The organism is Kitasatospora sp. NPDC008115, from assembly GCF_042957205.1.
In the GTDB taxonomy this organism is placed as follows: domain Bacteria; phylum Actinomycetota; class Actinomycetes; order Streptomycetales; family Streptomycetaceae; genus Kitasatospora.
Genome location: NZ_JBIBHU010000006.1, coordinates 89702 through 112843 on the forward strand (window position 1 = coordinate 89702; position 23142 = coordinate 112843).

At 74.5% G+C, this 23142-nt stretch carries 20 protein-coding genes; 18 read left to right on the plus strand and 2 right to left on the minus strand.

Annotated features, from left to right (window positions below; genetic code table 11):
- Positions 1–109: 109 nt before the first annotated feature.
- The gene (locus ACFZBX_RS10010; protein ID WP_391532725.1) at positions 110–886 is read left to right on the plus strand and encodes a peptidoglycan-binding protein; all 777 of its coding nucleotides are present in this window, start codon (positions 110–112) and stop codon (positions 884–886) included.
- 61 nt (positions 887–947) lie between these two features.
- Here the strand turns inward: ACFZBX_RS10010 and ACFZBX_RS10015 are convergent, their stop codons facing one another.
- A complete protein-coding gene (locus tag ACFZBX_RS10015; protein WP_391532727.1) occupies positions 948–1592 on the minus strand; it encodes a GntR family transcriptional regulator in 645 nt (214 codons plus the stop codon).
- A gap of 144 nt (positions 1593–1736) precedes the next feature.
- On the opposite strand from ACFZBX_RS10015, the gene ACFZBX_RS10020 reads away from it, so the two are divergent.
- The 12 genes from ACFZBX_RS10020 to ACFZBX_RS10075 all read left to right on the plus strand — a co-directional run bounded on the left by ACFZBX_RS10020 (position 1737) and on the right by ACFZBX_RS10075 (position 16895).
- Positions 1737–3728: a beta-galactosidase gene (locus tag ACFZBX_RS10020; RefSeq protein ID WP_391532729.1), complete on the plus strand. Its 1992-nt coding sequence runs from the start codon at positions 1737–1739 to the stop codon at positions 3726–3728.
- Positions 3729–3737: 9 nt separating this feature from the next.
- Positions 3738–5087, plus strand: coding sequence for an aminomethyl-transferring glycine dehydrogenase subunit GcvPA (gcvPA, locus tag ACFZBX_RS10025; protein ID WP_391532730.1), 1350 nt, complete (start codon positions 3738–3740; stop codon positions 5085–5087).
- Positions 5084–6658, plus strand: a complete 1575-nt coding sequence (gene gcvPB, locus ACFZBX_RS10030) for an aminomethyl-transferring glycine dehydrogenase subunit GcvPB (protein WP_391532731.1) — start codon at positions 5084–5086, stop codon at positions 6656–6658. Before gcvPA ends, gcvPB begins: the two co-directional genes overlap by 4 nt.
- Positions 6655–7758 carry an ATP-NAD kinase family protein gene (locus tag ACFZBX_RS10035; RefSeq protein WP_391532732.1) on the plus strand — a complete coding sequence of 368 codons (1104 nt, stop codon included), beginning with the start codon at positions 6655–6657 and terminating at the stop codon, positions 7756–7758. Before gcvPB ends, ACFZBX_RS10035 begins: the two co-directional genes overlap by 4 nt.
- The gene (locus tag ACFZBX_RS10040; RefSeq protein WP_391532733.1) at positions 7755–8516 is read left to right on the plus strand and encodes an SDR family NAD(P)-dependent oxidoreductase; all 762 of its coding nucleotides are present in this window, start codon (positions 7755–7757) and stop codon (positions 8514–8516) included. Before ACFZBX_RS10035 ends, ACFZBX_RS10040 begins: the two co-directional genes overlap by 4 nt.
- 64 nt (positions 8517–8580) lie before the next feature.
- On the plus strand, positions 8581–9897 hold the full coding sequence (locus ACFZBX_RS10045; RefSeq protein WP_391532734.1) for an ABC transporter substrate-binding protein: 1317 nt from the start codon (positions 8581–8583) through the stop codon (positions 9895–9897).
- The gene (locus tag ACFZBX_RS10050) at positions 9894–10868 is read left to right on the plus strand and encodes a carbohydrate ABC transporter permease (protein ID WP_391532736.1); all 975 of its coding nucleotides are present in this window, start codon (positions 9894–9896) and stop codon (positions 10866–10868) included. Before ACFZBX_RS10045 ends, ACFZBX_RS10050 begins: the two co-directional genes overlap by 4 nt.
- Positions 10869–10877: 9 nt before the next feature.
- The gene (locus tag ACFZBX_RS10055; protein ID WP_391532737.1) at positions 10878–11717 is read left to right on the plus strand and encodes a carbohydrate ABC transporter permease; all 840 of its coding nucleotides are present in this window, start codon (positions 10878–10880) and stop codon (positions 11715–11717) included.
- Positions 11717–13324, plus strand: coding sequence for an amylo-alpha-1,6-glucosidase (locus ACFZBX_RS10060; protein WP_391532738.1), 1608 nt, complete (start codon positions 11717–11719; stop codon positions 13322–13324). Before ACFZBX_RS10055 ends, ACFZBX_RS10060 begins: the two co-directional genes overlap by 1 nt.
- 133 nt (positions 13325–13457) lie before the next feature.
- Positions 13458–14333 (plus strand): nitroreductase/quinone reductase family protein, encoded by an 876-nt coding sequence (locus ACFZBX_RS10065; RefSeq protein WP_391532740.1) that lies wholly within the window; start codon positions 13458–13460, stop codon positions 14331–14333.
- Between the two features lie 78 nt (positions 14334–14411).
- On the plus strand, positions 14412–16028 hold the full coding sequence (locus ACFZBX_RS10070) for a PucR family transcriptional regulator (RefSeq protein WP_391532741.1): 1617 nt from the start codon (positions 14412–14414) through the stop codon (positions 16026–16028).
- A gap of 48 nt (positions 16029–16076) precedes the next feature.
- A complete protein-coding gene (locus ACFZBX_RS10075) occupies positions 16077–16895 on the plus strand; it encodes a HEAT repeat domain-containing protein (RefSeq protein WP_391532743.1) in 819 nt (272 codons plus the stop codon).
- A 27-nt stretch (positions 16896–16922) separates the two neighbouring features.
- Here ACFZBX_RS10075 and ACFZBX_RS10080 read toward each other — a convergent pair whose 3' ends face one another.
- On the minus strand, positions 16923–17183 hold the full coding sequence (locus tag ACFZBX_RS10080; protein WP_391532744.1) for a hypothetical protein: 261 nt from the start codon (positions 17181–17183) through the stop codon (positions 16923–16925).
- A gap of 278 nt (positions 17184–17461) precedes the next feature.
- On the opposite strand from ACFZBX_RS10080, the gene ACFZBX_RS10085 reads away from it, so the two are divergent.
- From ACFZBX_RS10085 to ACFZBX_RS10105, 5 genes are all read left to right on the plus strand, one after another.
- Positions 17462–18760 carry a diaminopimelate decarboxylase gene (locus ACFZBX_RS10085; RefSeq protein WP_391532746.1) on the plus strand — a complete coding sequence of 433 codons (1299 nt, stop codon included), beginning with the start codon at positions 17462–17464 and terminating at the stop codon, positions 18758–18760.
- A 148-nt stretch (positions 18761–18908) separates the two neighbouring features.
- Complete coding sequence (locus tag ACFZBX_RS10090; protein WP_391532747.1) at positions 18909–19610, plus strand: DUF998 domain-containing protein; 702 nt, start codon at positions 18909–18911, stop codon at positions 19608–19610.
- 169 nt (positions 19611–19779) lie between these two features.
- A complete protein-coding gene (locus tag ACFZBX_RS10095) occupies positions 19780–20739 on the plus strand; it encodes a GlxA family transcriptional regulator (RefSeq protein ID WP_391532748.1) in 960 nt (319 codons plus the stop codon).
- 207 nt (positions 20740–20946) lie between these two features.
- Positions 20947–21945: a type I glyceraldehyde-3-phosphate dehydrogenase gene (gene gap, locus ACFZBX_RS10100; RefSeq protein ID WP_391532749.1), complete on the plus strand. Its 999-nt coding sequence runs from the start codon at positions 20947–20949 to the stop codon at positions 21943–21945.
- A gap of 167 nt (positions 21946–22112) precedes the next feature.
- Positions 22113–23138, plus strand: a complete 1026-nt coding sequence (locus tag ACFZBX_RS10105) for an LLM class flavin-dependent oxidoreductase (RefSeq protein WP_391532750.1) — start codon at positions 22113–22115, stop codon at positions 23136–23138.
- Positions 23139–23142 lie beyond the last annotated feature (4 nt).

Here is a 23142-nt window from a genome sequence, read left to right on the forward strand (position 1 = left end):
CGCTTCACGCGGGGTGCACGCGGACTGCACGCGCCGCGCGCAACGCTCGGAGCTGCACGGACGCGGGCCGGGGGACGGCCCGCGCGGCAGGAACGAAGGGGGAACGGCGATGAGGTTCGTCAGCCGCGCCGAGTGGGGCGCCCGGGCGGCCCGCAACGGCCACCAGGCCGTGGCGGCCAACCGGGGCGTCAAGGTGCACTACCTGGGCGGCCCGTACAGTGCGGACGAGCACGGCACCTGCGCGGGGTACATGCGCAAGGTCCAGAACAGCCACATGGACGGCAACGGCTGGTCGGACTTCGCGTACAACCTCGCGGTCTGCGAGCACGGCTACGTCTTCGAGGGCCGCGGTCGCAACGCGCAGAACGCGGCCAACGGCAACACCACGCTCAACCGCGACCACTTCGCCGTCCTCGCCTTCGTCGGCGACAGCGGCCACACCGGCCCGACCGCCGAGCAGACCGCCGGCCTGCGGGACGCCATCGCCTATCTGCGCGCCAACGGCGCCGGCCGGGAGATCCGCGGCCACCGGGACGGCTACGCCACCGAGTGCCCCGGCGGGGCGCTCTACCGGCTGGTCACCTCCGGCGCGCTGGAGCCGGGCGCAGGCTCCGGCGCGGACACCGGTACGGCCGGCGGCTGGGCGCCGTTCCCGGGCTCGGAGTGGTTCCGCACCGGCCCCCGCAGCCCGCTGGTCGCCGCGATGGGCCGCCGTCTGGTGGAGGAGGGCTGCGGCGCCTACCAGCAGGGCCCGGGCCCGCAGTGGGGCGAGGCCGACCGCCGGAGCTACGCCCGCTGGCAGCGCAAACTCGGCTACGCGGGCGGCGATGCGGACGGCTGGCCCGGCGCCTCCTCCTGGGCGCGCCTGCACGTGCCGAAGGCCTGATGAGCCGTCACTCAAGGCCCGCCGCCCGTCTGTCGGGCGGCGGGCCGCTCGGCGTGGACGGTCAGTCCTCCGGCAGGTGCGCCAGCATCCGCTCCATGCCGCCGATCCAGTTGGCCCGCAGCGCGGTGATGGCGCCCGGCAGGTCGTCCGCCAGCAGCCGGCGGGCGATCTCGCAGTGCTCCGCCGACTCGCGGGCCACCGGCTCGTCCTCGGCGACCACCAGGTTCTCGTAGCGCCGCATCCCGGCCTTGACCCGGGTGAGCAGGTCCAGCAGGCGCTCGTTGGAGCAGCCGCTGAGCAGCAGGCCGTGCCATTCGTCGTCGCGCCGGTCGACCGTGGCGTGCGCGGCCACCTGGTCGGGGAAGCCCTGGGCGAGCTCCAGCAGCCGGGGGGCGATCGTGCGCAGGTGCTCCGGGTCGGAGGACTCCAGCGCCAGCGCCTCCAGGGCCGCGACGATGGCGACCAGTTCGCGGAACTCCTTGCGGCTGACCGGCGCGAAGCGGAAGCCGCGGCCCTGGCTGCTCTCCAGCACGCCCTCGCCCGCCAGCGCGATCAGGGCCTCGCGCAGCGGGGTGCGGCTGACGCCGAGTTCGGCGGCCAGCACGGCCTCGTTGACATCGGTGCCCGCCGCGAACTCGCCGCGGGTGAGCCGGTCCATCAGCTCGTCGCGGATCTGCTCGCGCAGCGGACGGCGCTCGATCGCCATCGCGTCCCCCTGACTCGGATTTGAACCATACCTCTTGACCCGCCCCAGTGTACTGCACTATGCATTTTGAATACAAAATGCGGGACGGCGTGAAGACTGGTTTTCCGGGGCTCTGCGGACCCCGGGGGAGGAGGGCGGCGCGGCATGGGGCTGACACGGATACCGGGTCTGCTGTTCGGCGGTGACTACAACCCCGAGCAGTGGCCCGAGGAGGTCTGGCAGGAGGACGTCCGGCTGATGGCCGAGGCCGGCGTCAACCTGGTCACGGTCGCGGTCTTCTCCTGGTCCCGGCTCGAACCCGCGCCCGGGGTCTACGACTTCGGCTGGCTCGACCGGGTGCTCGACCTGCTGCACGCGCACGGCATCGCCGTCGACCTCGCCACCGCCACCGCGACCCCGCCGCCCTGGCTGGTGCGCACCCACCCCGAGGTCCAGCCGGTCGACGCCGGCGGCACCCGGCTGGAGTTCGGCTCCCGCCAGGGGTACTGCCCCTCCTCCCCGGTGTTCCGCGCCGCCACCGTCCGGCTGGCCCGCGCGATGGCCGAGCGCTACCGCGCCCACCCGGCGCTGGCGATGTGGCACATCAGCAACGAGTACGCCGACCACACCGCCGAGTGCTACTGCGCGGAGTCCGCCCGCGACTTCCGCCGCTGGCTGCAGGCCCGCCACCGCTCCCTCGACGGCCTCAACGCCGCCTGGGGGACGTCCTGCTGGGGCCAGCACTACACCGACTGGACGCAGGTCGAACCGCCCCGCAAGGCCCCAGGACCGGTCAACCCGGCCCAGCTGCTGGACTGGCGGCGGTTCTCCAGCGACGCGCTGCTCGCCTGCTTCGAGGCCGAGCGCGCCGTCCTCAAGGAGGTCACCCCGGACGTCCCGGTGACCACCAACTTCATGAGCGTGCTGCGCGACCTCGACTACTGGAGCTGGGCCGCGGCCGAGGACGTCGTCACCGACGACGCCTACCCCGACCCGGCCGACCCGCGCGCCGAGGTGAAGGCCGCGCTCAGCTACGACCTGATGCGCTCGCTGAAGCGGCAGCCCTGGCTGCTCCTGGAGTCCGCGCCGAGCGCGGTCAGCTGGCGCGCGGTCAACGTCCCCAAGGACCCGGGCGTGATGCGGCTGCACAGCCTCCAGGCGCTCGCCCACGGCTCGGACGGCGTGATGTTCTTCCAGTGGCGCCAGGCCAGGTACGGGCCGGAGAAGTTCCACTCGGCGATGCTCCCGCACGGCGGCACCGGCACCCGCCAGTGGCGCGAGACGCTCGCCCTGGGCGCGGACGTCCGACGGCTGGCCGAGGTGGCCGGCACCACCACCGCGGCCGAGGTCGCGCTGCTGCTCGACTGGGACAGCTGGTGGGGGCTGGAGGCGCCCGAGTCGATGCCCTCCGACCGGCTGCGGCTGCACGACCTGCTGCTCTCCTGGTACGCGCCGCTGCACTCCCGGGGCGTCGCCGTCGACCTGGCCCCGCCGGGGCGCGACCTCTCCGGCTACCGGCTGGTGATCGCCCCCAACCTCTACCTGTGCACCGCCGGGCACGCCGCCGCGCTGGCCGCCTTCCCCGGGCAGCTGCTGGTCGGCCCGTTCAGCGGCGTGGTGGACGCCGCCGACCAGGTCCACGACGGCGGCGCGCCCGGGCCGCTGCGCGAGCTGCTCGGAGTGCGCGTCGAGGAATGGCGCCCGCTGCCCGACGGCGTCACCCAGGAGGTCCTCACCACGACCGGCGCCCTGCTGACCGCCCGCACCTGGACCGAATGGCTCGACACCTGCGGGGACACCGAGGTGCTGGCCCGCTACCGGGGCGGCCCGCTGCACGGACGCCCGGCCGTCACCCGGCGCGGCGCCGCCACCTACCTGAGCTGCCTGCCCGAGGACCCGTCCCCGCTGCTGGACGACCTGCTCGCCGCCGCCGGTGTCACCGGCGTCACCGGCCCCGGCCTGCCCGCGGACGTCGAGGCCTGCCGCCGCGGCCCCTACCTCTTCCTGCTCAACCACGGCACGGACCCCGCCACCGTCCCGCTGCCGGCCGGCACGGGTTTCACCGACCTGCTGACCGGCCGCCCGCTGCCCGGCGGCCCCGTGACCGTCGGACCGCGCGACGCCGTGGTCCTCAAGCCCCGACCGACCACGCCCTGAGGAGAGTCCGTGGCCCACCCCTACATCCCCAACGCGGGACCCGAGACCCGGGCGGCGATGCTCGCCGAGATCGGCGCCCCCGACGTCGCGGAGTTCTACCGCGACATCCCCGCCGAGCTGCGCCTGGACCGCCCGCTCGACCTTCCCGCGCCGTTCCCCGACGAGCTGGGCCTGGCCCGGCACGTCCGCGGCCTGCTGGCGCGCAACACCGACCCGGCCGCGCTGCTCGGCTTCCTCGGGCACGGCTGCTACCCGCACCACGTCCCGGCCGTCTGCGACGAGGTCAACGGCCGCGGCGAGTTCCTCACCGCCTACGCCGGCGAGCCCTACGAGGACCACGGCCGCTTCCAGGCGCTCTTCGAGTACGTCTCGATGATGGCCGAACTGCTGGAGATGGACGTCGTCAACGTCCCCGTCTACGACGGCTACCAGGCCGCCGGAACGGCGCTGCGGATGGCCGCCCGCCGCACCGGCCGGTCCCGGGTGATGGTCAGCGGGGCGCTCGCCGCCGACAAGCTGGCCAAGATCCGCGACTACCTCGCCCCGGACGTCGAGGTGCTGCTCGCCCCGGTCGCGGAGTCCGGCGGGATGGGCGACGTCCGCCTCGACGACAGCTACGCCGCCCTCTACCTGGAGACGCCCACCGTGCACGGCGTCATCGAGACCCGCGGCCGTGAACTCGCCGACCTGGCCCACGCGGTGGGCGCCCTGATGGTGGTCGGCACCGACCCGATCACGCTCGGCGTGCTCGCCCCGCCCGCCTCCTGGGGCGCCGACCTGGTCTGCGGGGACATCCAGTCGCTCGGCATGCACCCCCAGTACGGCGGCGGCCAGGCCGGGTTCATCGCGAGCCACGACGACGAGCGGCTGGTCGCCGAGTTCCCGTCCCGGCTGTTCGGCATCGCCCCGACCGCCGTCCCCGGCGAGTACGGCTTCGGCGACGTCTTCTACGACCGCACCTCCTTCGCGCTGCGCGAGGAGGGCAAGGAGTGGGTGGGCACCGCCGCCGCCCTGTGGGGTATCACCGCCGGCGTCTACCTCGCGCTGATGGGCCCGCAGGGCATGCGCGAGATCGGCGAGACGATCCTCGCCCGCACCCGCTACGCGATGCGCGCGCTGGCCGCCGCCGGGGCCGTGGTGCGCCACCAGGAGGCGGTGCACTTCCGGGAGTTCGCCGTCGAGGTGCCGGACGCCGACGCGCTGCTCGCCGCCCTGCGCGGGCGCGGCATCCTCGGCGGGGTGCGGCTCGGGCCCCGCGAGGTGCTGGTCTGCGTCACCGAACAGCACTCCATCGCCGACATCGACACCCTCGCGGCGGCCGTCCAGGACGCCCTTTCCACGCCCGGAGACACCGAGTGAGCACCCACGACGCACCCGAACCCTTCGCCACCCTGCCGGTGGAGCCCAAGCCCGCCCTGCGCCGCTTCCACCAGGCCCGCTGGGACGAGGAGATCGTCTTCGAGCTGTCCCGCCCCGGCCGGCGCGGCATGGGCGTGCCCGCCCCGGACGCGCCCCTGGTCGAACTGCCCGAGGGCGTCGCCCGCCGCACCCCGCCCGCGCTGCCCGAGCTCTCCCAGAACCAGGTGGTGCGGCACTACCTGCGGCTCTCCCAGGAGACCCTCGGCGCCGACCTCAACATCGACGTCGGCCAGGGCACCTGCACCATGAAGTACAGCCCCAAGGTCAACGACTCCTTCGCCCGCGACCCCAGGGTGGCCGCCCTGCACCCCTTGCAGCCCGAGGACACCGTGCAGGGCGTGCTGGAGATCTACTGGCGGCTGGAGCAGATCCTCAAGGAGATCTCCGGGATGGCCCGGGTCTCGTTGCAGCCCGGCGCCGGCTCGGCGGCGATCTACGCCAACATCGCGATGATCCGCGCCTACCACGCCGCCCGCGGCGAGGGGGAGCGGCGCGACCAGGTGATCACCACGATGTTCTCCCACCCCTCGAACGCCGCCTGCGCCAAGGTCGCCGGGTACGAGGTGATCACCCTGATGCCGGACGCCGAGGGCAACCCCGACATCGAGGCGCTGCGCGCCGCCGTCGGCCCGCGCACCGCCGCCCTGCTGATCACCAATCCGGAGGACACCGGCATCTTCAACCCGCGGATCCGCGAGTTCGTCGACCTGGTGCACGCCGCCGGCGGCCTGGCCTGCTACGACCAGGCCAACGCCAACGGCATCCTCGGCATCACCCGGGCCAGGGACGCCGGCTTCGACCTGTGCCACTTCAACCTGCACAAGACCTTCTCCACCCCGCACGCCTGCGGCGGTCCGGCGGCCGGCGCGTGCGGAGTCTCCGAGGCGCTCATGCCGTTCCTGCCCGGGCCGGTGGTCGACCGCGCCGGCGAGGCGTTCACGCTCACCGTCCCCGAGCGCTCGGTCGGCAAGATCCGCCCCTTCCTCGGCGTCACGCCCAATGTGGTGCGCGCCTACGCCTGGGTGATGGCGCTCGGCGCGCAGGGCCTGCGCGAGGTCGCCGAGACGGCCGTGCTCAACAACAACTACCTGCTGGCCAAGGTCGCCCGCATCCCCGGCGCCTCCGTCCCCTGGGCCGGGCGCCGCCGGGTCGAGCAGGTCCGCTACTCCTGGCAGGAGCTCGCCGAGGAGACCGGGGTGCACTCCGAGGAGATCGGCATCCGGGCGGCCGACTTCGGCGTCCACTACTGGACCAGCCACCACCCGTACGTGGTGCCCGAGCCGTTCACCCTGGAGCCGACCGAGTCCTACTCCCGGGAGGACCTCGACGAGTACGCGGCGATCCTCGCCCACGTCGCCGACGAGGCCCGCAAGGACCCGGAGTTCGTCCGGGGCGCGCCCTACCGGCAGTCCGTGCACAGGACCGACCCGGTGGCGCTGGACGACCCGGCCCAGTGGTCGCCCAGCTGGCGCGCCTACCTGCGCAAGCACGGCGCGAAGCGGCCGGGATGATCGTCGGCCTGATCGTGAACCCGGTCGCGGGCCTCGGCGGCGCCGTCGCCCTCAAGGGCAGCGACGGGCCGGACGTCCAGGCCAGGGCGCTCGCGCTGGGCGCCGTCCCCCGGGCCAGGGCCCGCGCCGCCGTCGCGCTGCGCGCCCTGCACCTGCGCCGCCCCGAGGTCCTGGTCCGCACGGTGGCCGGGCCGATGGGGGAGGACAGCGCGCTCGCGGCGGGCGTGCGCCACGAGATCGCCCACCGGCCGGCGGCGCCGAACACGGGCGCGGCCGACACCCGGGCGGCGGTGGCGGCGCTGCGCGACGTGGACCTGCTGCTGTTCGCCGGCGGCGACGGGACGGCGCGCGACGTCCTGGACGCCGGGCCGCGCCCGCCGGTGCTCGGAGTGCCGGCCGGGGTGAAGGTCTACTCGGGCTGCTTCGCGGTCAGCCCCGCCGCGGCCGGCGCGGGCGCCGCCGGCTTCGACGGGCGGACCACCGAGGCGGAGGTCGTCGACCTCGACGAGGAGGCCCACCGGGCGGGCGGCGTCGGCGCCCGGCTGTACGGGACCGTGCGGGTGCCCGCCGCGCGGGTCCGGCTGAGCGGGCGCAAGACCGGCTCCTCGGCGGCGCCGCCGGGCTCGGCGGAGTCCATCGCCCGGGCGGTGGTGGCGTCCATGGCGCCCGGCACGGCCTACGCGCTCGGGCCCGGCGCGACCACGCTCGCCGTCGGGCGGGCGCTCGGCCTGGAGCTGACGCCGCTGGGCGTGGACGTCGTGCGGGACGGCGCCGTGCTCGCCCGTGACGTCACGGAGCAGCGGCTGCTCACCCTTGCCATGTCACAGGTGACGCATGGCGTGTTGTCGGTGATCGGCGGGCAGGGCTTCGTGATCGGGCGCGGCAACCAGCAGTTCAGCCCCCGGGTGCTGGACGCGCTCGCCGGGATCGTCGTGCTCGCCACCCGGCAGAAGCTCGCCGCGCTCGGCGGCCGGCCGCTGCTGGTGGACAGCGGTGACCCGCTGGCCGACGCCGCGCTGGCCGGCCACGTCCGGGTGGTCACCGGACACCGTGAATCCGTGCTCTACCGCATCCAGTCCGCGAGTGAGGAACTCCCATGAACCACCAGAGCGCAACCCTTCGCGACAAGGTCGCCATCGTCACCGGCGGGGCCTCCGGCATCGGCCGGGCCACCGCCAGGCTGTTCGCTGCCGAGGGCGCCGCCGTGGTCGTCGCCGACCTCGCGGACGCCGGCGAGGTGGTCCGCGAGATCGAGGCGGCGGGCGGCCGGGCGCTCGCGGTGCGCGCCGACGTCTCCTCCGAGGCCGACTGCGAACGGATCGTCACCACCGCCGTCGAGGCCTACGGCGCCCTGCACGTCCTGTTCAACAACGCCGGGATCATCCGCCGGCAGACGGCGCTGGAGATCTCCGCCGACGACTGGGACCGGGTGATGGCCGTCAACGTCCGCTCCGTCTACCTGATGTGCCGCTTCGCCGTCCCGGCGATGACGGAGGGCGGCTCGATCATCAACACCGGCTCCGGCTGGGGGTTGAAGGGCGGCGGAAACGCGCTCTCGTACTGCGCGTCCAAGGCCGCGGTCGTCAACATGACGCGCGCCCTGGCGATCGACCACGCCGCCGCCGGCATCCGGGTCAACTCCGTCAACCCGGGCGACACCATGACGCCGATGCTGCGCGACGAGGCGCGCCAGCTCCAGGAGGAGTGGGCGGCCTTCGAGAAGGACGCCGCCGACCGGCCGATGGGCCGGGCCGGCTCGCCGGAGGAGATCGCCGCCGCCGTGCTGTTCCTGGCCGGCGACGCCAGCAGCTACATGACCGGCTCGGCCCTCGTCGTCGACGGCGGCGGCCTCGCCTGACCCGCCCGCACCCTGCTCCACCCCCCACCCTCACCCACCCTCACGAAAGTCCAGGAGGCATCCGATGTCCGCTTTCACCAGAAGGACAGCCCTGGTCGCCGCGGCGACCGCGCTGGCCGCCACCGTCACCGCGTGCAGCGGCACCAACGGTGCGGGCGGCGCCGGCGGCGACTCGGCCGACGGCGGCAAGGTCACCCTGCGCTGGTCGACCTGGGGCTCGGCCGAGGACACGGCGGTCTTCAAGGCCTTCACCGACGAGTTCGCCAAGCAGCACCCGAACATCACCCTCAAGCTGGAGCAGGTCGCCTCCTACGACGACTACCAGCCCAAGCTGCTCACCCAGCTCACCTCGAAGACCGCCCCCGACGTCTTCTACGTCGGCGACGACTACATCGGCAAGCTGGTCGCGGACGGCGTGCTCGCCCCGCTGGACGCCCAGCTCTCGGGACCGGACAGCCGCAGCAGGCCGGCCGACTTCTTCGAGGGCATCTACGGCGGCGCCAAGAAGGACGGCGTCACCTACGGCGTCCCCAACGACACCAACCCCGAGGTGCTCTGGTTCGACAGGAAGGCGCTGACCGAGGCCGGCATCACCGAGGACCCGGCCGCGCTCAACGAGGCCGGACAGTGGACCATGGCCAAGTTCCTGGAGATGAACGCCAGGCTCAAGGCGGCGGGCAGGACCGGCTCGATCTTCTGGAACTGGTACGGCGCCAACTACAGCATGGTCAACGGCTTCGGCGGCAAGGTCTGGGACGGCGGGAAGTTCGTCGCGACCATCGACCCGAAGGCCCGCCAGGCCCTCAAGACCCTCGCCGACGGCTACCGGGACAAGACCTTCGCCTCCGCCGACCTGCTGCCCGAGGGCAACGGCGCGGCCACCCAGTTCGTCAAGCACAAGGCCGGCTTCTACGCCGGCGGCCGCTGGGTGATCGAGGGCATCGACAAGGGCGGCGACCGCACCGGCTACGACATCGTGCCGTTCCCCTCCGAGTCCGGGCAGCCCATCCCGGGCGCCGTCGCCGCCTCCTACCTGGCGATCAACAAGGACAGCAAGCACCCCAAGGAGGCCTTCACCTTCCTGACCGAGTTCGTCAGCAAGGAGGGCCAGCAGCTGCGGCTCAAGACCGGCAGCGGCGTCCCGTCCGTGCGCGGCGCCGAGAACGTGGTGACCGACGCCAACTATCCGCCGCACGCCAAGACCTTCCTGGACGTGCGCGACCGGGGCTTCGCCAACTACCCCGACGAGGTCGCCGTCCCCGGCCTGACCAAGGCGATCAACGACCAGCTGATGAAGATCTGGGAGGGCAAGAGCGGCTTCGACGAGGGCATGGCCCAGCTGCAGAAGCTGGTCGACGGCATGACGGGCAAGCAGGGGTGAGCGCCGTCACCCCGCAGGCGGCCCGGCGGCGCAAGAACTCCGCCGCCGGGCCCGCCCCGGCCGCCCCCGCCGCGCGCGGCGGCCGCGAACCGCTCTGGCGCCGCCGCGACCGCCGGTGGGCCCTGGTCTTCCTCGCCCCCCAACTGCTCGGGCTGCTGGTCTTCCTGGTCGGCCCGCTCGGCTTCGCCGTCGTCCTGTCCTTCATGCGCTGGGACGGCCTCGGTGACGCCACCTGGGTCGGTCTGGACAACTTCCGCACCCAGCTCACCGACCCCGAGTTCGGCCGCGCGGTGTGGAACACCCTCAAGATCGGCCTGCTCACCGTGCCCGGCGGCCTCGCCCTCGCGCTGCTGATCGCGCTCGCCCTGCACGGCGTGCGCGGGCGGACCGCCTACCGGGTGGTCTACTTCCTGCCCGTGGTGACCAGTTCGGTCGCGGTCTCGGTGATCTGGCAGATGATCCTCGGCGGCGGCGCCGACGGCATCCTCAACGGCACCGTCCACGACCTGTTCGGCCTCACCCTGCCCGACTGGCTGGCCGACCCCGACTGGGTGGTGGTCGCCGTCGCGGTGGTGACCGTCTGGTCCTCGCTGGGGCTCAACGTCGTCATCTTCCTGGCCGGCCTCGCCACCGTCCCCGCCAACCTGCTGGAGGCCGCCCGGATCGACGGCGCCGGGCCCTGGCAGACCCTGCGCTCGGTCACCCTGCCGCTGCTGTCGCCCACCGTCTTCTTCACCGTGGTGGTGTCGGTGATCAGCTCCTTCCAGGCCTTCGACCTCGTCTACGTGCTGGTCAACCCGGACCACAACGAGGGCGCCCAGACCATCGTCTACAAGGTCTACCAGCAGGGCTTCCGGGAGTTCCACTTCGGCCTCTCCAGCGCCGCCGCGCTGCTCCTGCTGCTGCTCACCCTGGTCGTCACCGCGGTCCAGTTCCAGGCGCAGAAGCGTTTCGTCCACTACGAGTCCTGAGGCGCCGCCATGACTGTCCGTCACACCACCGCCCCCCGGCAGCTCCTCCTGCACGGCGCGCTCGTCCTCGGCGGCCTGCTGATGCTGTTCCCGTTCGTCTGGATGGTGCTGACCTCCTTCAAGGGCGTCAGCCAGATGATCAACGAACCGCTGTCCTGGCTGCCCTCGCCCTGGCGCGCCGGCAACTACCCCGACGTGCTGCGCGAGGTGCCGATCGGCCGGGCCTACTGGAACAGCATGTACATCGCGGCGGTCACCGTCGCCGCCACCCTGTTCACCGGCGCGATGGCCGCCTACGCCTTCGCCCGCATCCCGTTCCGCGGCTCGGGCCCGCTGTTCGGCCTCTTCCTGGCCACCCAGATGGTCCCGGCCCAGGTCACCATCGTGCCGCTCTACATCATGCTGGCCAAGCTCCAGCTGATCGACTCCCACCTGGCGCTGATCCTGCCCGCCGTCGCCAACCCCTTCGCGGTGTTCCTGCTGCGCCAGTTCATCCGGGCCGTCCCGGTCGAACTGGAGGAGGCGGCCCGGATCGACGGCGCCGGCCGCTGGACGATCTTCTGGCGGATCGTGCTGCCCAACATCCGGCCCGGCCTGTGGACGCTCGGCATCATCGTCTTCCTGGCCAGCTGGAACAGCTACTTCTTCCCGCTGGTGTTCCTCAACACCTCGGAACTGTTCACCGTCCCGCTGCTGCTCGACTCCTTCAACTCCCAGCGCGGCGGCATCGACTACGGGCTCACCGCGGCGCTGTCCGCGATGACCGTGGTGCCGATGCTGATCGCCTTCCTGGTCGGGCAGCGCAAGATCCTCAACAGCATGGCCTCATCGGGCCTGGGAGGACGCTGATGTCCACCTCGTACGGATTCGAACTCGACCTGGTGGAGCGGCCGTTCACCGAACGCGGCGCCCGGCTGCTGGTCACCGCGGGCGCGGACCCGGCCGACGGCCTGCGCATCGCCCGGGCCGAGTACGAGACCCCGCTCGCCGCGACCACCGAACTCACCGGCCTGCTGCTGCGCGACGCCGACGGGCGCCCGCTGCCCGTCGTCTCGGCCACCCCCGTCGAGGTCGCCTTCGCCGGCGGGGTGTCGCTGCTGTTCGCCGACCCGGACACCCTGGTGCTCGCCGGGCACGGCGCGCGGGCCTCCTGGCGGCGGTCCGACGGCACCGAAGGGACCCTCGCCCTGGACGGCTGCCACGTCCTGGCCGGCCCGCCGGGGGAGCGGTCCGCGTGGTCCGCCCCGGCCCTGCGCGCCGCCGCCGGGGCCCGCTGGGCCGACTGGTTCGCCCGGATGCCGCCCGTCCGCCCCGACCTCGCCGAACGCGCCCGGACGGCCTGGTGGACCCTGGCCGTCAACCTGCTGCCGTTCGCCGGCCGCGAGGGCCTGGTCCCCTCCAAGTACGGCTACGTCGGCGTCTGGAACTGGGACGCCCTGTTCCACGCCGTCGCGCTGCGCCACGGCGACCCGGCGCTCGCCCGCGACCAGATCCTGCTCTTCCTCGACCACCAGCTGCCGGACGGCCGGCTCCCCGACGTGGTGCACGACCACGGCGTGCTGGCCGACACCACCGACCTGCCGCGCGCCGACCACGCCCGCCTGGCCGAGCACGTCGGCAGCGCCAACGGCGCGCGCCCCGAACGCGCGCCGGTCCCGGTCACCAAACCGCCCCTCGCCGCCTGGGCCGTCTGGAAGGTCCACGAGACCGACCCCGACCTCCCCTTCCTCGCCGCCGCCTACCCGCGGCTGGTGCGCGCCCACCGGTGGTGGTTCACCGCCTCCGACCCCGACGGCGACGGCCTGCCCGAGTACCTGCACCCCTACTCCTCCGGCCTGGACGACAGCCCGGTCTGGGACTACGGGCCGCGCGCCGAGCCGCCGGACCTCAACTCCTACCTGGTCCTGGAGGCCGACCGGCTGGCCGACATCGCCGGCGCCCTCGGCCGCCCCGCCGAGGCCGCCCGCTGGCGCGAGCGCGCCGCCGCCCACGCCCGGCTGCTGGTCGCCCGGCGCTGGGACGGCACCCGCTTCACCACCCTGGCGGGCGGCGCGCCCGTGCCGGTGCGCACCGCGCTCGACCTGATGCCGCTGTTCACCGGCCGGCTGCCCGCCGGGATCGCCGCCGCCCTGGAACGGACCCTGCGCTCGCCCGCCTACTGGGGTGAGCGGCCGGTGCCGACGGTGGCCTTCGACGATCCGGCGTTCGACCCGGAGGCGATGTGGCGCGGGCCGGTCTGGCTCAACGTCAACTACCTGCTCGCCGAGGGCCTGGAACGCTCCGGCTTCCCCGGCACCGCCGCCGAGCTGCGCGAACGGACGCTCGCCATGGTCCGGGACGGGGGCGGCCTCTACGAGTACTGGAACCCGCTGACCGGCGCCCGGGCGCGGCGCGCGACCTCCGGCTTCGGCTGGTCGGCGGCGCTCTTCCTGGACCTCGCCCGCGCGGTCCGGTAACCCGCCTCGAACGGGACGTCCTCCCGGTGCGCGTGGCGCGCCGTCTGAACCCCCGGCACCAGCGGGAGTTGACGGGCGACGGCGGCCCGGTTAGTTTGCCTTTGCTTTCAAAGCAAACGATTGGAGTGCCCTCGTGAGCGGGAACGAACGGATCATCAAGGAGTTCCGGGAGAACAACGGCAAGGTGGGAGGGATGTTCGAAGGCGTCCCGCTGGTGCTCCTCACCACCGCCGGCCGCCGTACGGGCAGACCGCACACCACACCGGTGGTCCGACTGCTCGACGGCCGCCGCCACCTGGTCTTCGCCTCCAACGGCGGCGGCCCGAAGCACCCCGAGTGGTACCACAACCTGCTCGCCTCGCCCCAGGTCACCATGGAGACCGGCACCGACGAGGGGCACGTGAAGCCCTTCGCCACCCGCGCGGTCGTCCTGGAGGGCGAGGAGCGCGACCGGCAGTACGAGCGGCAGTGCCTGGTGAACCCGGCCTTCCGGGACTACCGGGAGAAGAGCGACCGGGTCATCCCGGTGGTCGCCCTGTACCCGCTGGACCTCGCCGCCGACAGCGAGCGCAACCGGATGATCGGCCGCCAGCTGGTCGTCCACCACGACGAGCTCAGGGTCGAACTCGCCGAGGTCCGGGCCGCCGTCGCGGCCGCCCGGGCCGGCGCCGCCGCCCCCCGCCCGACCGCCGGCCTCGCCCGGCAACTGCACCGCCGCTGCCTCACGTTCTGCTACGGCCTGCAACTGCACCACACCCGCGAGGACGGCTCCTTCACCGCCTTCGAACAGCACTTCCCGCACCTGGCACCGGTCATCACCCGCCTCCGCGAGGAGCACAAGGTGGTCGAAGGGGCGCTCGCCCGCCTGGAGCAGGTCCTCCAGGCCCCGGACGAGGACCTCGCCGCAGTCGGCGCCGAACTCGACCGGGTGCTCGACGGCCTGGAGGAGCACTTCGCCTACGAGGAGGAGCACCTGCTCCCGGCCCTCGGCGCCCCGCACCCGTCCTGACGGCCGGCCGGATCGGCGGTCATACTGGGCGCCGGACCCGGGGAGGCGCGGATGGTCGAACGGACGTTGCGGGGGGTCGTGGCACTCGCGGAGGCCGTCGTCGAGGTGGGCCTCGCGCCCCTGGGCCTGGACGTGCCGGTGACGGGACTGGACGTGTTCGACCGTCCGGAGCCCGGCACCGACCAGGGCGCCCTGGTGGTGGCCGTCGGCGTCGACCCGCGCTCGGAGCACGCGGTGGCGCTGGTGCGCGCGGCGGGGCGCGACCGGGCGGCCGCGGTGGTGTTCCGCGAGGAGGGCGCCGGTCCGCCGAACGGGGCGCTGCGGGACGCGGCGGGCGGGGCCGGCACGGCGCTGCTGTTCCGCCGGAGCTGGGCCGACTGGGCCCAGCTGATCGGCACCCTGCGGGCCGGACTGGCGGTGGCCGAGGAGGCCGAGGTGGCCAATGTGCCGCTCGGCGACCTGGAGGCACTGGCCGAGGCGCTCGCCGCGCTGGTGGGCGGCGCGGTCACGATCGAGAGCCCGGACTCCCGGGTGCTCGCCTACTCCTCCAACAACCGGGACGTCGACGACATCCGCCGCTCCACCATCCTGGCCCGCCGGGTGCCGCCCGAGCGCCGGGCGGCGATGCGCGAGGACGGCTTCCTCGCACTGCTGCGCCGCACCCCGGGCGCGCTGCACCGCCGGGCCGACGGCACCGCCCCCGAACGCGCGGCCGTCGCGGTGCGGGCCGGCGAGGAGGTGCTCGGCTCGCTGTGGGTCGCGCCGACCGGGTGCCCGCTGGCGCCGACCGTCGCCGAGGCGCTGCGGGTGGCGGCCCGGATCGCGGCGCCGCACCTGCTGCACGACCGGGCCCGCCGCGCCGGGCAGCACGAACTGGTGCTGGAGGCGGTCCGCGCCCTGCTGGCGGGGCGCGGCTCGGTGGACCTGTCGGCCGCTCGTACCGGACTGCCGCCGGGGGAGCCGTGCGCGGTGCTGGCCGTCGCCGTCGCCCCCGCCGTCGTCCCCGCCCCGGCCGTCGCCGTCGTCCCCGCTCCGGTCGGCGGCGGGCGGCTGGCCCGCTCGGCGCGCGCCGGCTGCGCCCGGCGCGGCCACCCGGCGGTGGCGGTGGCCGCCGGGGACGGCGCCCGGGTGCTGCTCGGCGGCCTGGAGCACGATCCGCGACGCGCCGCCGGCCGGCTCTCCCGCCTGGCCGACGCGCTCGCGGCGGAACTGACGGAGGAGTTCGGCCGCCCGGTGCGGATCGGCGTCGGCGAGATCCGGCCCGGCCTCGACCGGGCGGCGGAGTCCGCCCGCACCGCCGGCCAGGCGCTGCGCGCCCTGCGCCTCGGCCGCTCACCGCGCACGCCCCCGGCCGCCCGGGTCGGCGAACTCGCCGACACCGTCGCCCTGCTGTCCGTCCTGGACACCCTGCGGGAGCACCCGGCACCCGCTCAGGACTGCTCGGTGACCCGGCTGGCGGCGCACGCGGCGAAACCGGGGGAGGAGGTGCTGCTCGACACCCTGCGCGCCTATCTGGAGCACGCGGGCGACAGCGCCCGGGCCGCCACCGCCCTGGGCGTGCCCGCCAGCACCTTCCGCTACCGCAGGCAGAAGGCCGAGAAGCTGTGCGGGATCGACCTGGACGACCCGGACGCCCGCCTGCTCGCCCAGCTGCAACTGCGCCTGCTCGCCCTGGCCGCCGCCGAGCGCGAGTGATCCACCCGGGGCGGGCGGCGCAGCGTCGCCGTACTAGCATCCGCAACCATGGTGATGTTGGTGCACTTGACGTCCACGGCGAACGCGGCGCGCATCCGGCGGTCCGGGATCCGGGCGGTGAGCCACGGCCAGGACGGGACCCGGGGGGTGTACTGCTTCCCGGTGCTGCCGTCGTACACCCTCACCCACCAGTGGATGCGCGAGCTGGGCCGGTTCGAGGGCAGGGGCGGGTGGGTGGCCGTCCACGTCCGGGTGGACGACGCGCAGCCGGTGCAGGCCGGGCCCTACGGCGACCGGTGGCGGCAGCGGCAGCGGACCGTCACGGCGGCGGAGGCGGTGCGGCGGATCGCGGCGCTGGAGGACCCGCGCGGATGGGAGGTGTTCGTACCGCGGGCGATCCGTGCGGGGGAGGTGCACCGGGTCCGCGCCGCGCCGCGGGTGGTGGGCTGGCGCTACCGGCCGGACGCGCACGGCACCCGCCCCTGCACCTGTTCCGGATGCCGGGTTCGCGGCGAGTACGGGGCACGGCGGCTGCGCGAGCGGCTTCCGCATCCGCTGGACGGCCCCCCGCCGCCGGCCCGGGTGCTGCTCGCCAGGATCGCGGCCGCGGGCGAGCCGGGCGACCCGGCGGCGGTGCGGGACGCCCTGTACTGGTTCCGGGTGCTGCGGCGACGGCGGGGCCCGCTCGACGGGCTCGCCCGCCTCGCCGGCCACCCCGACCCCGACGTCCGGGAGGAGTTGGTGATGACGGTCGCCCCCTGGTCCACCCCGGGAGTCGCCGAACTGCTGGACCGGCTCGCCGACGATCCGCACCCCGCCGTCCGCGAGGCCGTGGCGGAGGCGAAGGAGGCGCGCGCCGCGCGATGAGCGGCGAAGGGGCGGCCCGGTGCCCGGTCACCGCCCGGCGTGCGGCCCGGCGCTCCGGAGGACGAACGCGGTGACCAGCCCGGCGATCCGCCGTTCGGCCGCCGGACGCAGACCCGCGGCGGCGGCGTGGCGGAGCCAGGTGGCCCGCGGCCGGAAGTGCGATGCGGCCGGACCGTAGAGGGCGGTGCTGGCGGCGTCGCGCAGGTGCTCCACCGGAACCAGCGATCCACCCGGCCGCAGCACCCGCGCCGCCTCGGCGAACAGGGCGGCCCGGTCGGCCGTCGGCATCCATCGTGGCGCACACCTTTGAACGCGTTCAACTATGGGCCGGTCCGCCGCGTACGGCGGTGATCCGGCGCCGGGTTCGCCGCCGGGCGCGAACCCGGCGGCAACGGCGGCACCCGGCGTCGCCGTCCGGTCGGGTGACGCGGAACCCGCACGGGAAATCCGCGTCGTGGGACGAAGACGAGCCCGCCGTGCGACCGGCAGCCTGGAGGCACACCCGGGGCGACACCGTCCCCCGCCCCGGGTGTCCGACCGCCCGACGAGCCCGGGAGCGCGACACCATGACCCCTCTTCAGCCCGCCGCCCGCCGCGAACTCGTGCTGCGCGAGGCCGTGCACCGCCGGCTGCTCGACCCCGAGGACGCGCTGCTCGCCGCCTTCGTCGACCTCGACGGCGTGGCCGCGAGCGTCACCGCGCTGCACCGCGCCTTCCCGGACGGCGTCGAGGTGCTGCACACCTTCGCGGCGAAGGCGAACTGCCTGGTCCCGCTGCTGGCCCGGCTGCGCGAGCTGGGCATGGGTTGCGAGGTGGCGAGCCCCGGAGAGTTCGCCCAGGCCCTCGCGGCCGGCTTCGACCCCGGGCGGATCGTCTTCGACTCGCCCGCCAAGACCCGCCGGGAGCTGGTCCGGGCGCTGGAGCTGGGCGCCGCCGTCAACATCGACAACTGGCAGGAGTTGGAGCGGGTGGACGACCTGCTGCGGGCCGGGGCCTGCGCCTCCCGGATCGGCGTGCGGGTCAACCCGCAGGTCGGCGCCGGGGCGATCGGGGCGATGAGCACCGCCACCGCGACCTCCAAGTTCGGCATCGCCCTCGCCGACGAGGGGAACGCGCGGCGCCTGGTGGAGGCGTTCCGCGCGCGCCCCTGGCTCACCTGGATCCATGTGCACGTCGGCTCGCAGGGCTGCCCGCTGGACCTCATGGCCGAGGGCGTCGGCCAGGCCGTCGCCTTCGCGGAACGGGTCAACGCCGAACTCGGCCGCCGCCAGGTGGTGGGCGTCGACCTCGGCGGCGGACTGCCCGTCAACTTCGCCGACGACACCACCGCGCCCACCTTCGCCGACTACGTCGAGCGGCTGCGCACGCACGCCCCGGAGCTGTTCGACGGCCGGTACCGGCTGGCCACCGAGTTCGGCCGCTCACTGCTCGCCAAGAACGGCTTCACCGCCGCCTACGTCGAGTACACCAAGGACTCCGGGGGCCGGCGGATCGCCGTCACCCACGCCGGCGCCCAGGTCGCCACCCGGACGGTGTTCATGCCGGACTCCTGGCCGCTGCGGATCACCGCCCACCACCCCTCGGGCGCCGCCAAGGACGGCGCGCCGCTGCCGCAGGACGTCGCCGGCCCCTGCTGCTTCGCCGGCGACCTGCTCGCCAGGGCCCGTCCGCTGCCGCCGCTGGAACCCGGCGACCTGGTCGCGCTGCTCGACACCGGCGCGTACTACGCGACGACCCACTTCCAGTACAACAGCCTGCCCGAGCCGGCCGTACACGGGTTCACGGTGAACGCCGACGGCGGCGTGCGGTTCGTGCCGCTGCGCCGGGCCCAGCGGATCGACGAGCTGCTCCGGCCGGCCGGCTGATCCGGCGACGCGTCACGATTCGGTGACGGACGGTCAGAACGGCTGGCCGGAGGGGGTTGCCGGGCGGCCCGGCGCGGGTATCACCCTGCCGCGACCGCCGCTCCCGGCCGCGGTGCGACAGCCTCAGCTCGTCGAAGGAGGCCTCGTCATGTCCCGAACCCCCGCCGATGTCCGTCCCCCCGTCGATCCCCAGGCCCAGGACGTGCGCACGGTGCGCCGGCTGCGCCTCGGGATCGGTGTGCTCGGCTTCCTGCTGCCGATCGTGCTGCCCGTCGGCAACAGCCTCACCTCCGCCCGGATCGCGCTGCTCGACTCGATGAGCGCGTCCTACTACACCGACATGCGCAATGTCTTCGTCGGTGGCCTGTGCGCCATCGGCGTCTTCCTCATCTGCTACCGCCACGACCGCCGGGAGGACCGGCTGAGCTCGGCCGCCGGGGTGCTGGCGATCGGGGTCGCGCTCTTCCCCACCGAGCCGCCGGCCTCCGTCACCGCGGACCCCAGTGGCGTCGAGAAGATCGTCGGCATGGTCCATCTCGCCTGCGCGGCGGGCCTGTTCGGCGTGCTCGCGTACTTCTGCCTGCGGCTGTTCGCGGACTCCCCGGCCGGCGGTGGCCGGCGCCCGGCGCGCGACTGGGTCTACCTGGTCTGCGGCTGGGTGATCGTGGCCGGGGTGGCGACGGTCGCCGTGGCCGGGCTGCTCCACCTGGCCCGGGACTGGCCGCTGACCCTGCCCTACCTGGGCGAGGCGGTCTCCGTGCTGGCCTTCGGCGTGGCCTGGCTGGTGAAGAGCGAGGCCCTCACCGGCCTCGCCCCGCGCCCGGCCCGGGCCGCGCCCGCCGGTCCGTAGGACGTCGCCCGTCCGGGCCCCGACGCGCCCCGGCGCACCCCGCCGGGCCCCGGCCACCCCGGCACGGGCCGCGGGCGTCCGCCGATGGCAGGATGCTTGCGGCCGGTGTCGTACCGGCCGGGGCGCGCCGCGGCGCCCGCCGGCACCGCGGGGGAGCGAGGGAGGTCCGATGGGCCGAAGGAAGCACCACGTGGCCGTCCTGGTCCTGGAGGGGGCGAAGCCGCTGGACGTCGGCATCCCCGCCCAGGTGTTCTCCAGCCGCCCGAGCATGCCCTACACCGTCCGGGTCTGCGGCCCGGCACCCGGGCTGGTGACCGGCGGCGACGGCCTCTCCTACCACGTCGCCGAGGGCCTGGAGGCGGTCGAGCACGCCGACACCGTCTTCGTGCCCGGCTACCGCGACCCGGCCACCACCGAGCCCCCGGCGGCCGTCGTCGAGGCCCTGGTGGCCGCGCACCGGCGCGGCGCCCGGCTGGCCGCGATCTCCACCGGGGCGTTCGCGCTGGCGGCCACCGGGCTGCTCGACGGCAAGCGGGCGACCACCCACTGGCACTACGCCAAGGCCCTGGCGGAGCGCCACCCGCGGATCAGGGTCGACGAGAACGTGCTGTTCGTCGACGAGGGCGCCGTGCTCACCTCGGCCGGCGCCGCCTCCGGCATCGACCTCTGCCTGCACCTGGTGCGGCGCGACCACGGGGTGGGCCTGTCCAACCACGTGGCGCGCCGGCTGGTCGCCGCGCCCTACCGCAGCGGCGGCCAGGCCCAGTACGTGCCGCGCAGTGTGCCCGAGCCGCTCGGCGACCTGTTCGCCGACACCCGGGAGTGGGCGCTGGCGCACCTCGCCGAGCCGCTGACGCTGGAGGGGCTCGCCCGGCACGCCCGGGTCTCGGCGCGCACCTTCTCCCGCCGGTTCGTCGAGGACACCGGCTACACCCCGATGCAGTGGGTGCTGCGGGCCCGCGTCGACCTGGCGCGCGAGCTGCTGGAGCGCAGCGACCTGGGGGTGGAGCAGATCGCCGACCGGGTCGGACTCGGCACCGGGGCGAACCTGCGGCTGCACTTCCAGCGCGTCCTCGGCACCTCGCCCACCGAGTACCGCCACACCTTCGCGGCCCGCGCCGAGGGCTGACGGCCGTCCGCGGCGCGGACTGAGGGGGCGAACCGAGGCCGTGGCGGGATCCTTGCGGTCGTTGGCGAGGAGTCTGGCGGGATCCTTGCGCACCATGTCGATCCGGCCCCTGTCCGGCCCGTTCCGATCGTCCGATGATTGAACCGTCATCAAACGAACGGACCGCCCGGAGCACCCGGAACGCCCGGCCCGACCCAGGGAGCCCTCATGACCCGCATCGCCATCAACGGCTTCGGCCGCATCGGCCGCAACAGCCTGCGCGCCCTGGTGGAGCGCGGCAGCGAGCTGGAGGTGGTCGCCGTCAACGACCTCGCCTCCATCGACTCGCTCGCCCACCTGCTCCGTTTCGACAGCTCGCTCGGCCGCTTCCGCCACCCGGTGCGGGTCGAGGGTGACGTGCTGGTCGTCGACGGCCGCCGGATCAAGGTGCTCGCCGAGCGCGACCCCGCCGACCTGCCGTGGGCCGAACTCGGCGTGGACATCGTGCTGGAGGCCACCGGCCGCTTCACCTCCGCCGAGGCCGCCCGCGCCCACCTCACCGCGGGTGCGCGGAAGGTCCTGGTGAGCGCCCCGTCCGACGGCGCCGACGTCACCCTGGCCTACGGCGTGAACACCGACGCCTACGACCCGGCCGGGCACGTGATCGTCTCCAACGCCTCCTGCACCACCAACGCGCTGGCCCCGCTGGCCTCCGTGCTGGACGAGCTGGCCGGCATCGAGCACGGCTTCATGACCACCGTGCACGCCTACACCCAGGAGCAGAACCTCCAGGACGGCCCGCACCGCGACCTGCGCCGCGCCCGCGCCGCCGGCGTCAACATCGTGCCGACCACCACCGGCGCCGCCAAGGCCATCGGCCTGGTCCTGCCGAACCTGGACGGCAAGCTCTCGGGCGACTCCATCCGGGTGCCGGTCCCGGTCGGCTCGATCGTCGAGCTGAACACCACGGTCGAGCGCGAGGTCACCCGCGAGGAGGTGCTCGCCGCCTACCGCGCCGCCGCCGACGGCCCGCTCAAGGGCATCCTCGACTACGCCGACGAGCCGCTGGTCTCCGGCGACATCACCGGCGAGCCCGCCTCCTCGATCTTCGACGCCGCCCTCACCCGGGTCGACGGCAGGCACGTCAAGGTGGTCGCCTGGTACGACAACGAGTGGGGCTTCTCCAACCGGGTGATCGACACCCTGGAGCTGCTCTCCCGGGGCTGACGCCCCCCGGGGCCGCCGGAACACTGCGGGGACGTGACACGGACGTTGCGCCCCGTGGCGATTCCCCGGCGGCCCTTGAGCGGCCCCGGCCGCTGTGTGACGGTGGACGGCACGCCGCCCGGCCGCTCACCCGCCGGACGGGGAGAGCCGAGGAAAGAGGACCACCGGTGCCGTTGCACGAGCAGCCCCTGCGGAAGCTGGGATTCCTGACCATCGGGCTGTTCGACCCGGCCGACCCGGCCCGCGGCCACGAGTCGACCCTGCGGCTGGTCGAGCTCGGCGAGCAACTCGGCTTCGACAGCGCCTGGGTGCGCCACCGCCACCTGCAGCACGGCATCTCCTCCCCGGTCGCCGTGCTGGCGGCGGCCACCCAGCGCACCAGCCGGATCCAGCTCGGCACGGCGGTCATCCCGGTCGGCTGGGAGAACCCGCTGCGGCTGGCCGAGGACCTCGCCACCGTCGACCTGCTCTCCGGCGGGCGGCTCAACCCGGGCGTGAGCGTCGGCCGCCCCGGCCACTGGGAGCAGGTCTCCGGCGCGCTCTACCCGGACACCGCCGACGCCGAGGACTTCGGCTACCGGCGGGTGGGCCGGCTGCTGGGCTTCCTGCGCGGCGATCCGGCCACCGACTTCAGCGGGGTCGAGGGCATCGAGGTCTACTCGGACCGGGTGCAGCCGGTCTCGCCCGGCCTGGCGGACCGCCTCTGGTACGGCGGCGGGAGCCTGCGCTCCGCCCGCTGGGCCGGTGAGCAGGGGCTCGGCCTGCTCACCAGCAACGTGGTGCGGGCGGAGGAGTCGGAGGACTTCGCCGAGATCCAGCGCTCGCAGATCGCCGCCTTCCGCGCGCACCACCCGCTGGGTGCCCGGGCCCGGGTCTCGCAGGGCCTGGTGGTGATCCCCACCGACAGCGCCACCGCCGACCAGCGGGCCCGCTACCACGCGTACGCCCGCGACCGCACGCCCCGCACCGCCACGCCGCAGGGCCCGTCGCGGATCATGTTCGCCCGCGACCTCGTCGGCGGCTCCGCCGAGATCGCCGAGCAGCTCTACGCCCACGCCGGGTTCCGGGAGGTGGACGAGGTGGTGTTCGCGCTGCCGTTCACCTTCGGCCACGAAGACTACGTGCAGATCCTCACCGACATCGCCACCGTGCTCGCCCCGTTGCTCGGCTGGAAGCCCGCCACCGGGGCCTGAGCCA

Coding starts and splice junctions, on each gene's coding strand:
- ACFZBX_RS10010 (WP_391532725.1), top strand. CDS start 110: ATGAGGTTCGTCAGCCGCGCCGAGTGGGGCGCCCGGGCGGCCCGCAAC.
- ACFZBX_RS10015 (WP_391532727.1), bottom strand. CDS start 1,592: ATGGCGATCGAGCGCCGTCCGCTGCGCGAGCAGATCCGCGACGAGCTG.
- ACFZBX_RS10020 (WP_391532729.1), top strand. CDS start 1,737: ATGGGGCTGACACGGATACCGGGTCTGCTGTTCGGCGGTGACTACAAC.
- ACFZBX_RS10035 (WP_391532732.1), top strand. CDS start 6,655: ATGATCGTCGGCCTGATCGTGAACCCGGTCGCGGGCCTCGGCGGCGCC.
- ACFZBX_RS10040 (WP_391532733.1), top strand. CDS start 7,755: ATGAACCACCAGAGCGCAACCCTTCGCGACAAGGTCGCCATCGTCACC.
- ACFZBX_RS10045 (WP_391532734.1), top strand. CDS start 8,581: ATGTCCGCTTTCACCAGAAGGACAGCCCTGGTCGCCGCGGCGACCGCG.
- ACFZBX_RS10055 (WP_391532737.1), top strand. CDS start 10,878: ATGACTGTCCGTCACACCACCGCCCCCCGGCAGCTCCTCCTGCACGGC.
- ACFZBX_RS10060 (WP_391532738.1), top strand. CDS start 11,717: ATGTCCACCTCGTACGGATTCGAACTCGACCTGGTGGAGCGGCCGTTC.
- ACFZBX_RS10075 (WP_391532743.1), top strand. CDS start 16,077: ATGGTGATGTTGGTGCACTTGACGTCCACGGCGAACGCGGCGCGCATC.
- ACFZBX_RS10080 (WP_391532744.1), bottom strand. CDS start 17,183: ATGCCGACGGCCGACCGGGCCGCCCTGTTCGCCGAGGCGGCGCGGGTG.
- ACFZBX_RS10085 (WP_391532746.1), top strand. CDS start 17,462: ATGACCCCTCTTCAGCCCGCCGCCCGCCGCGAACTCGTGCTGCGCGAG.
- ACFZBX_RS10090 (WP_391532747.1), top strand. CDS start 18,909: ATGTCCCGAACCCCCGCCGATGTCCGTCCCCCCGTCGATCCCCAGGCC.
- ACFZBX_RS10095 (WP_391532748.1), top strand. CDS start 19,780: ATGGGCCGAAGGAAGCACCACGTGGCCGTCCTGGTCCTGGAGGGGGCG.
- gap (WP_391532749.1), top strand. CDS start 20,947: ATGACCCGCATCGCCATCAACGGCTTCGGCCGCATCGGCCGCAACAGC.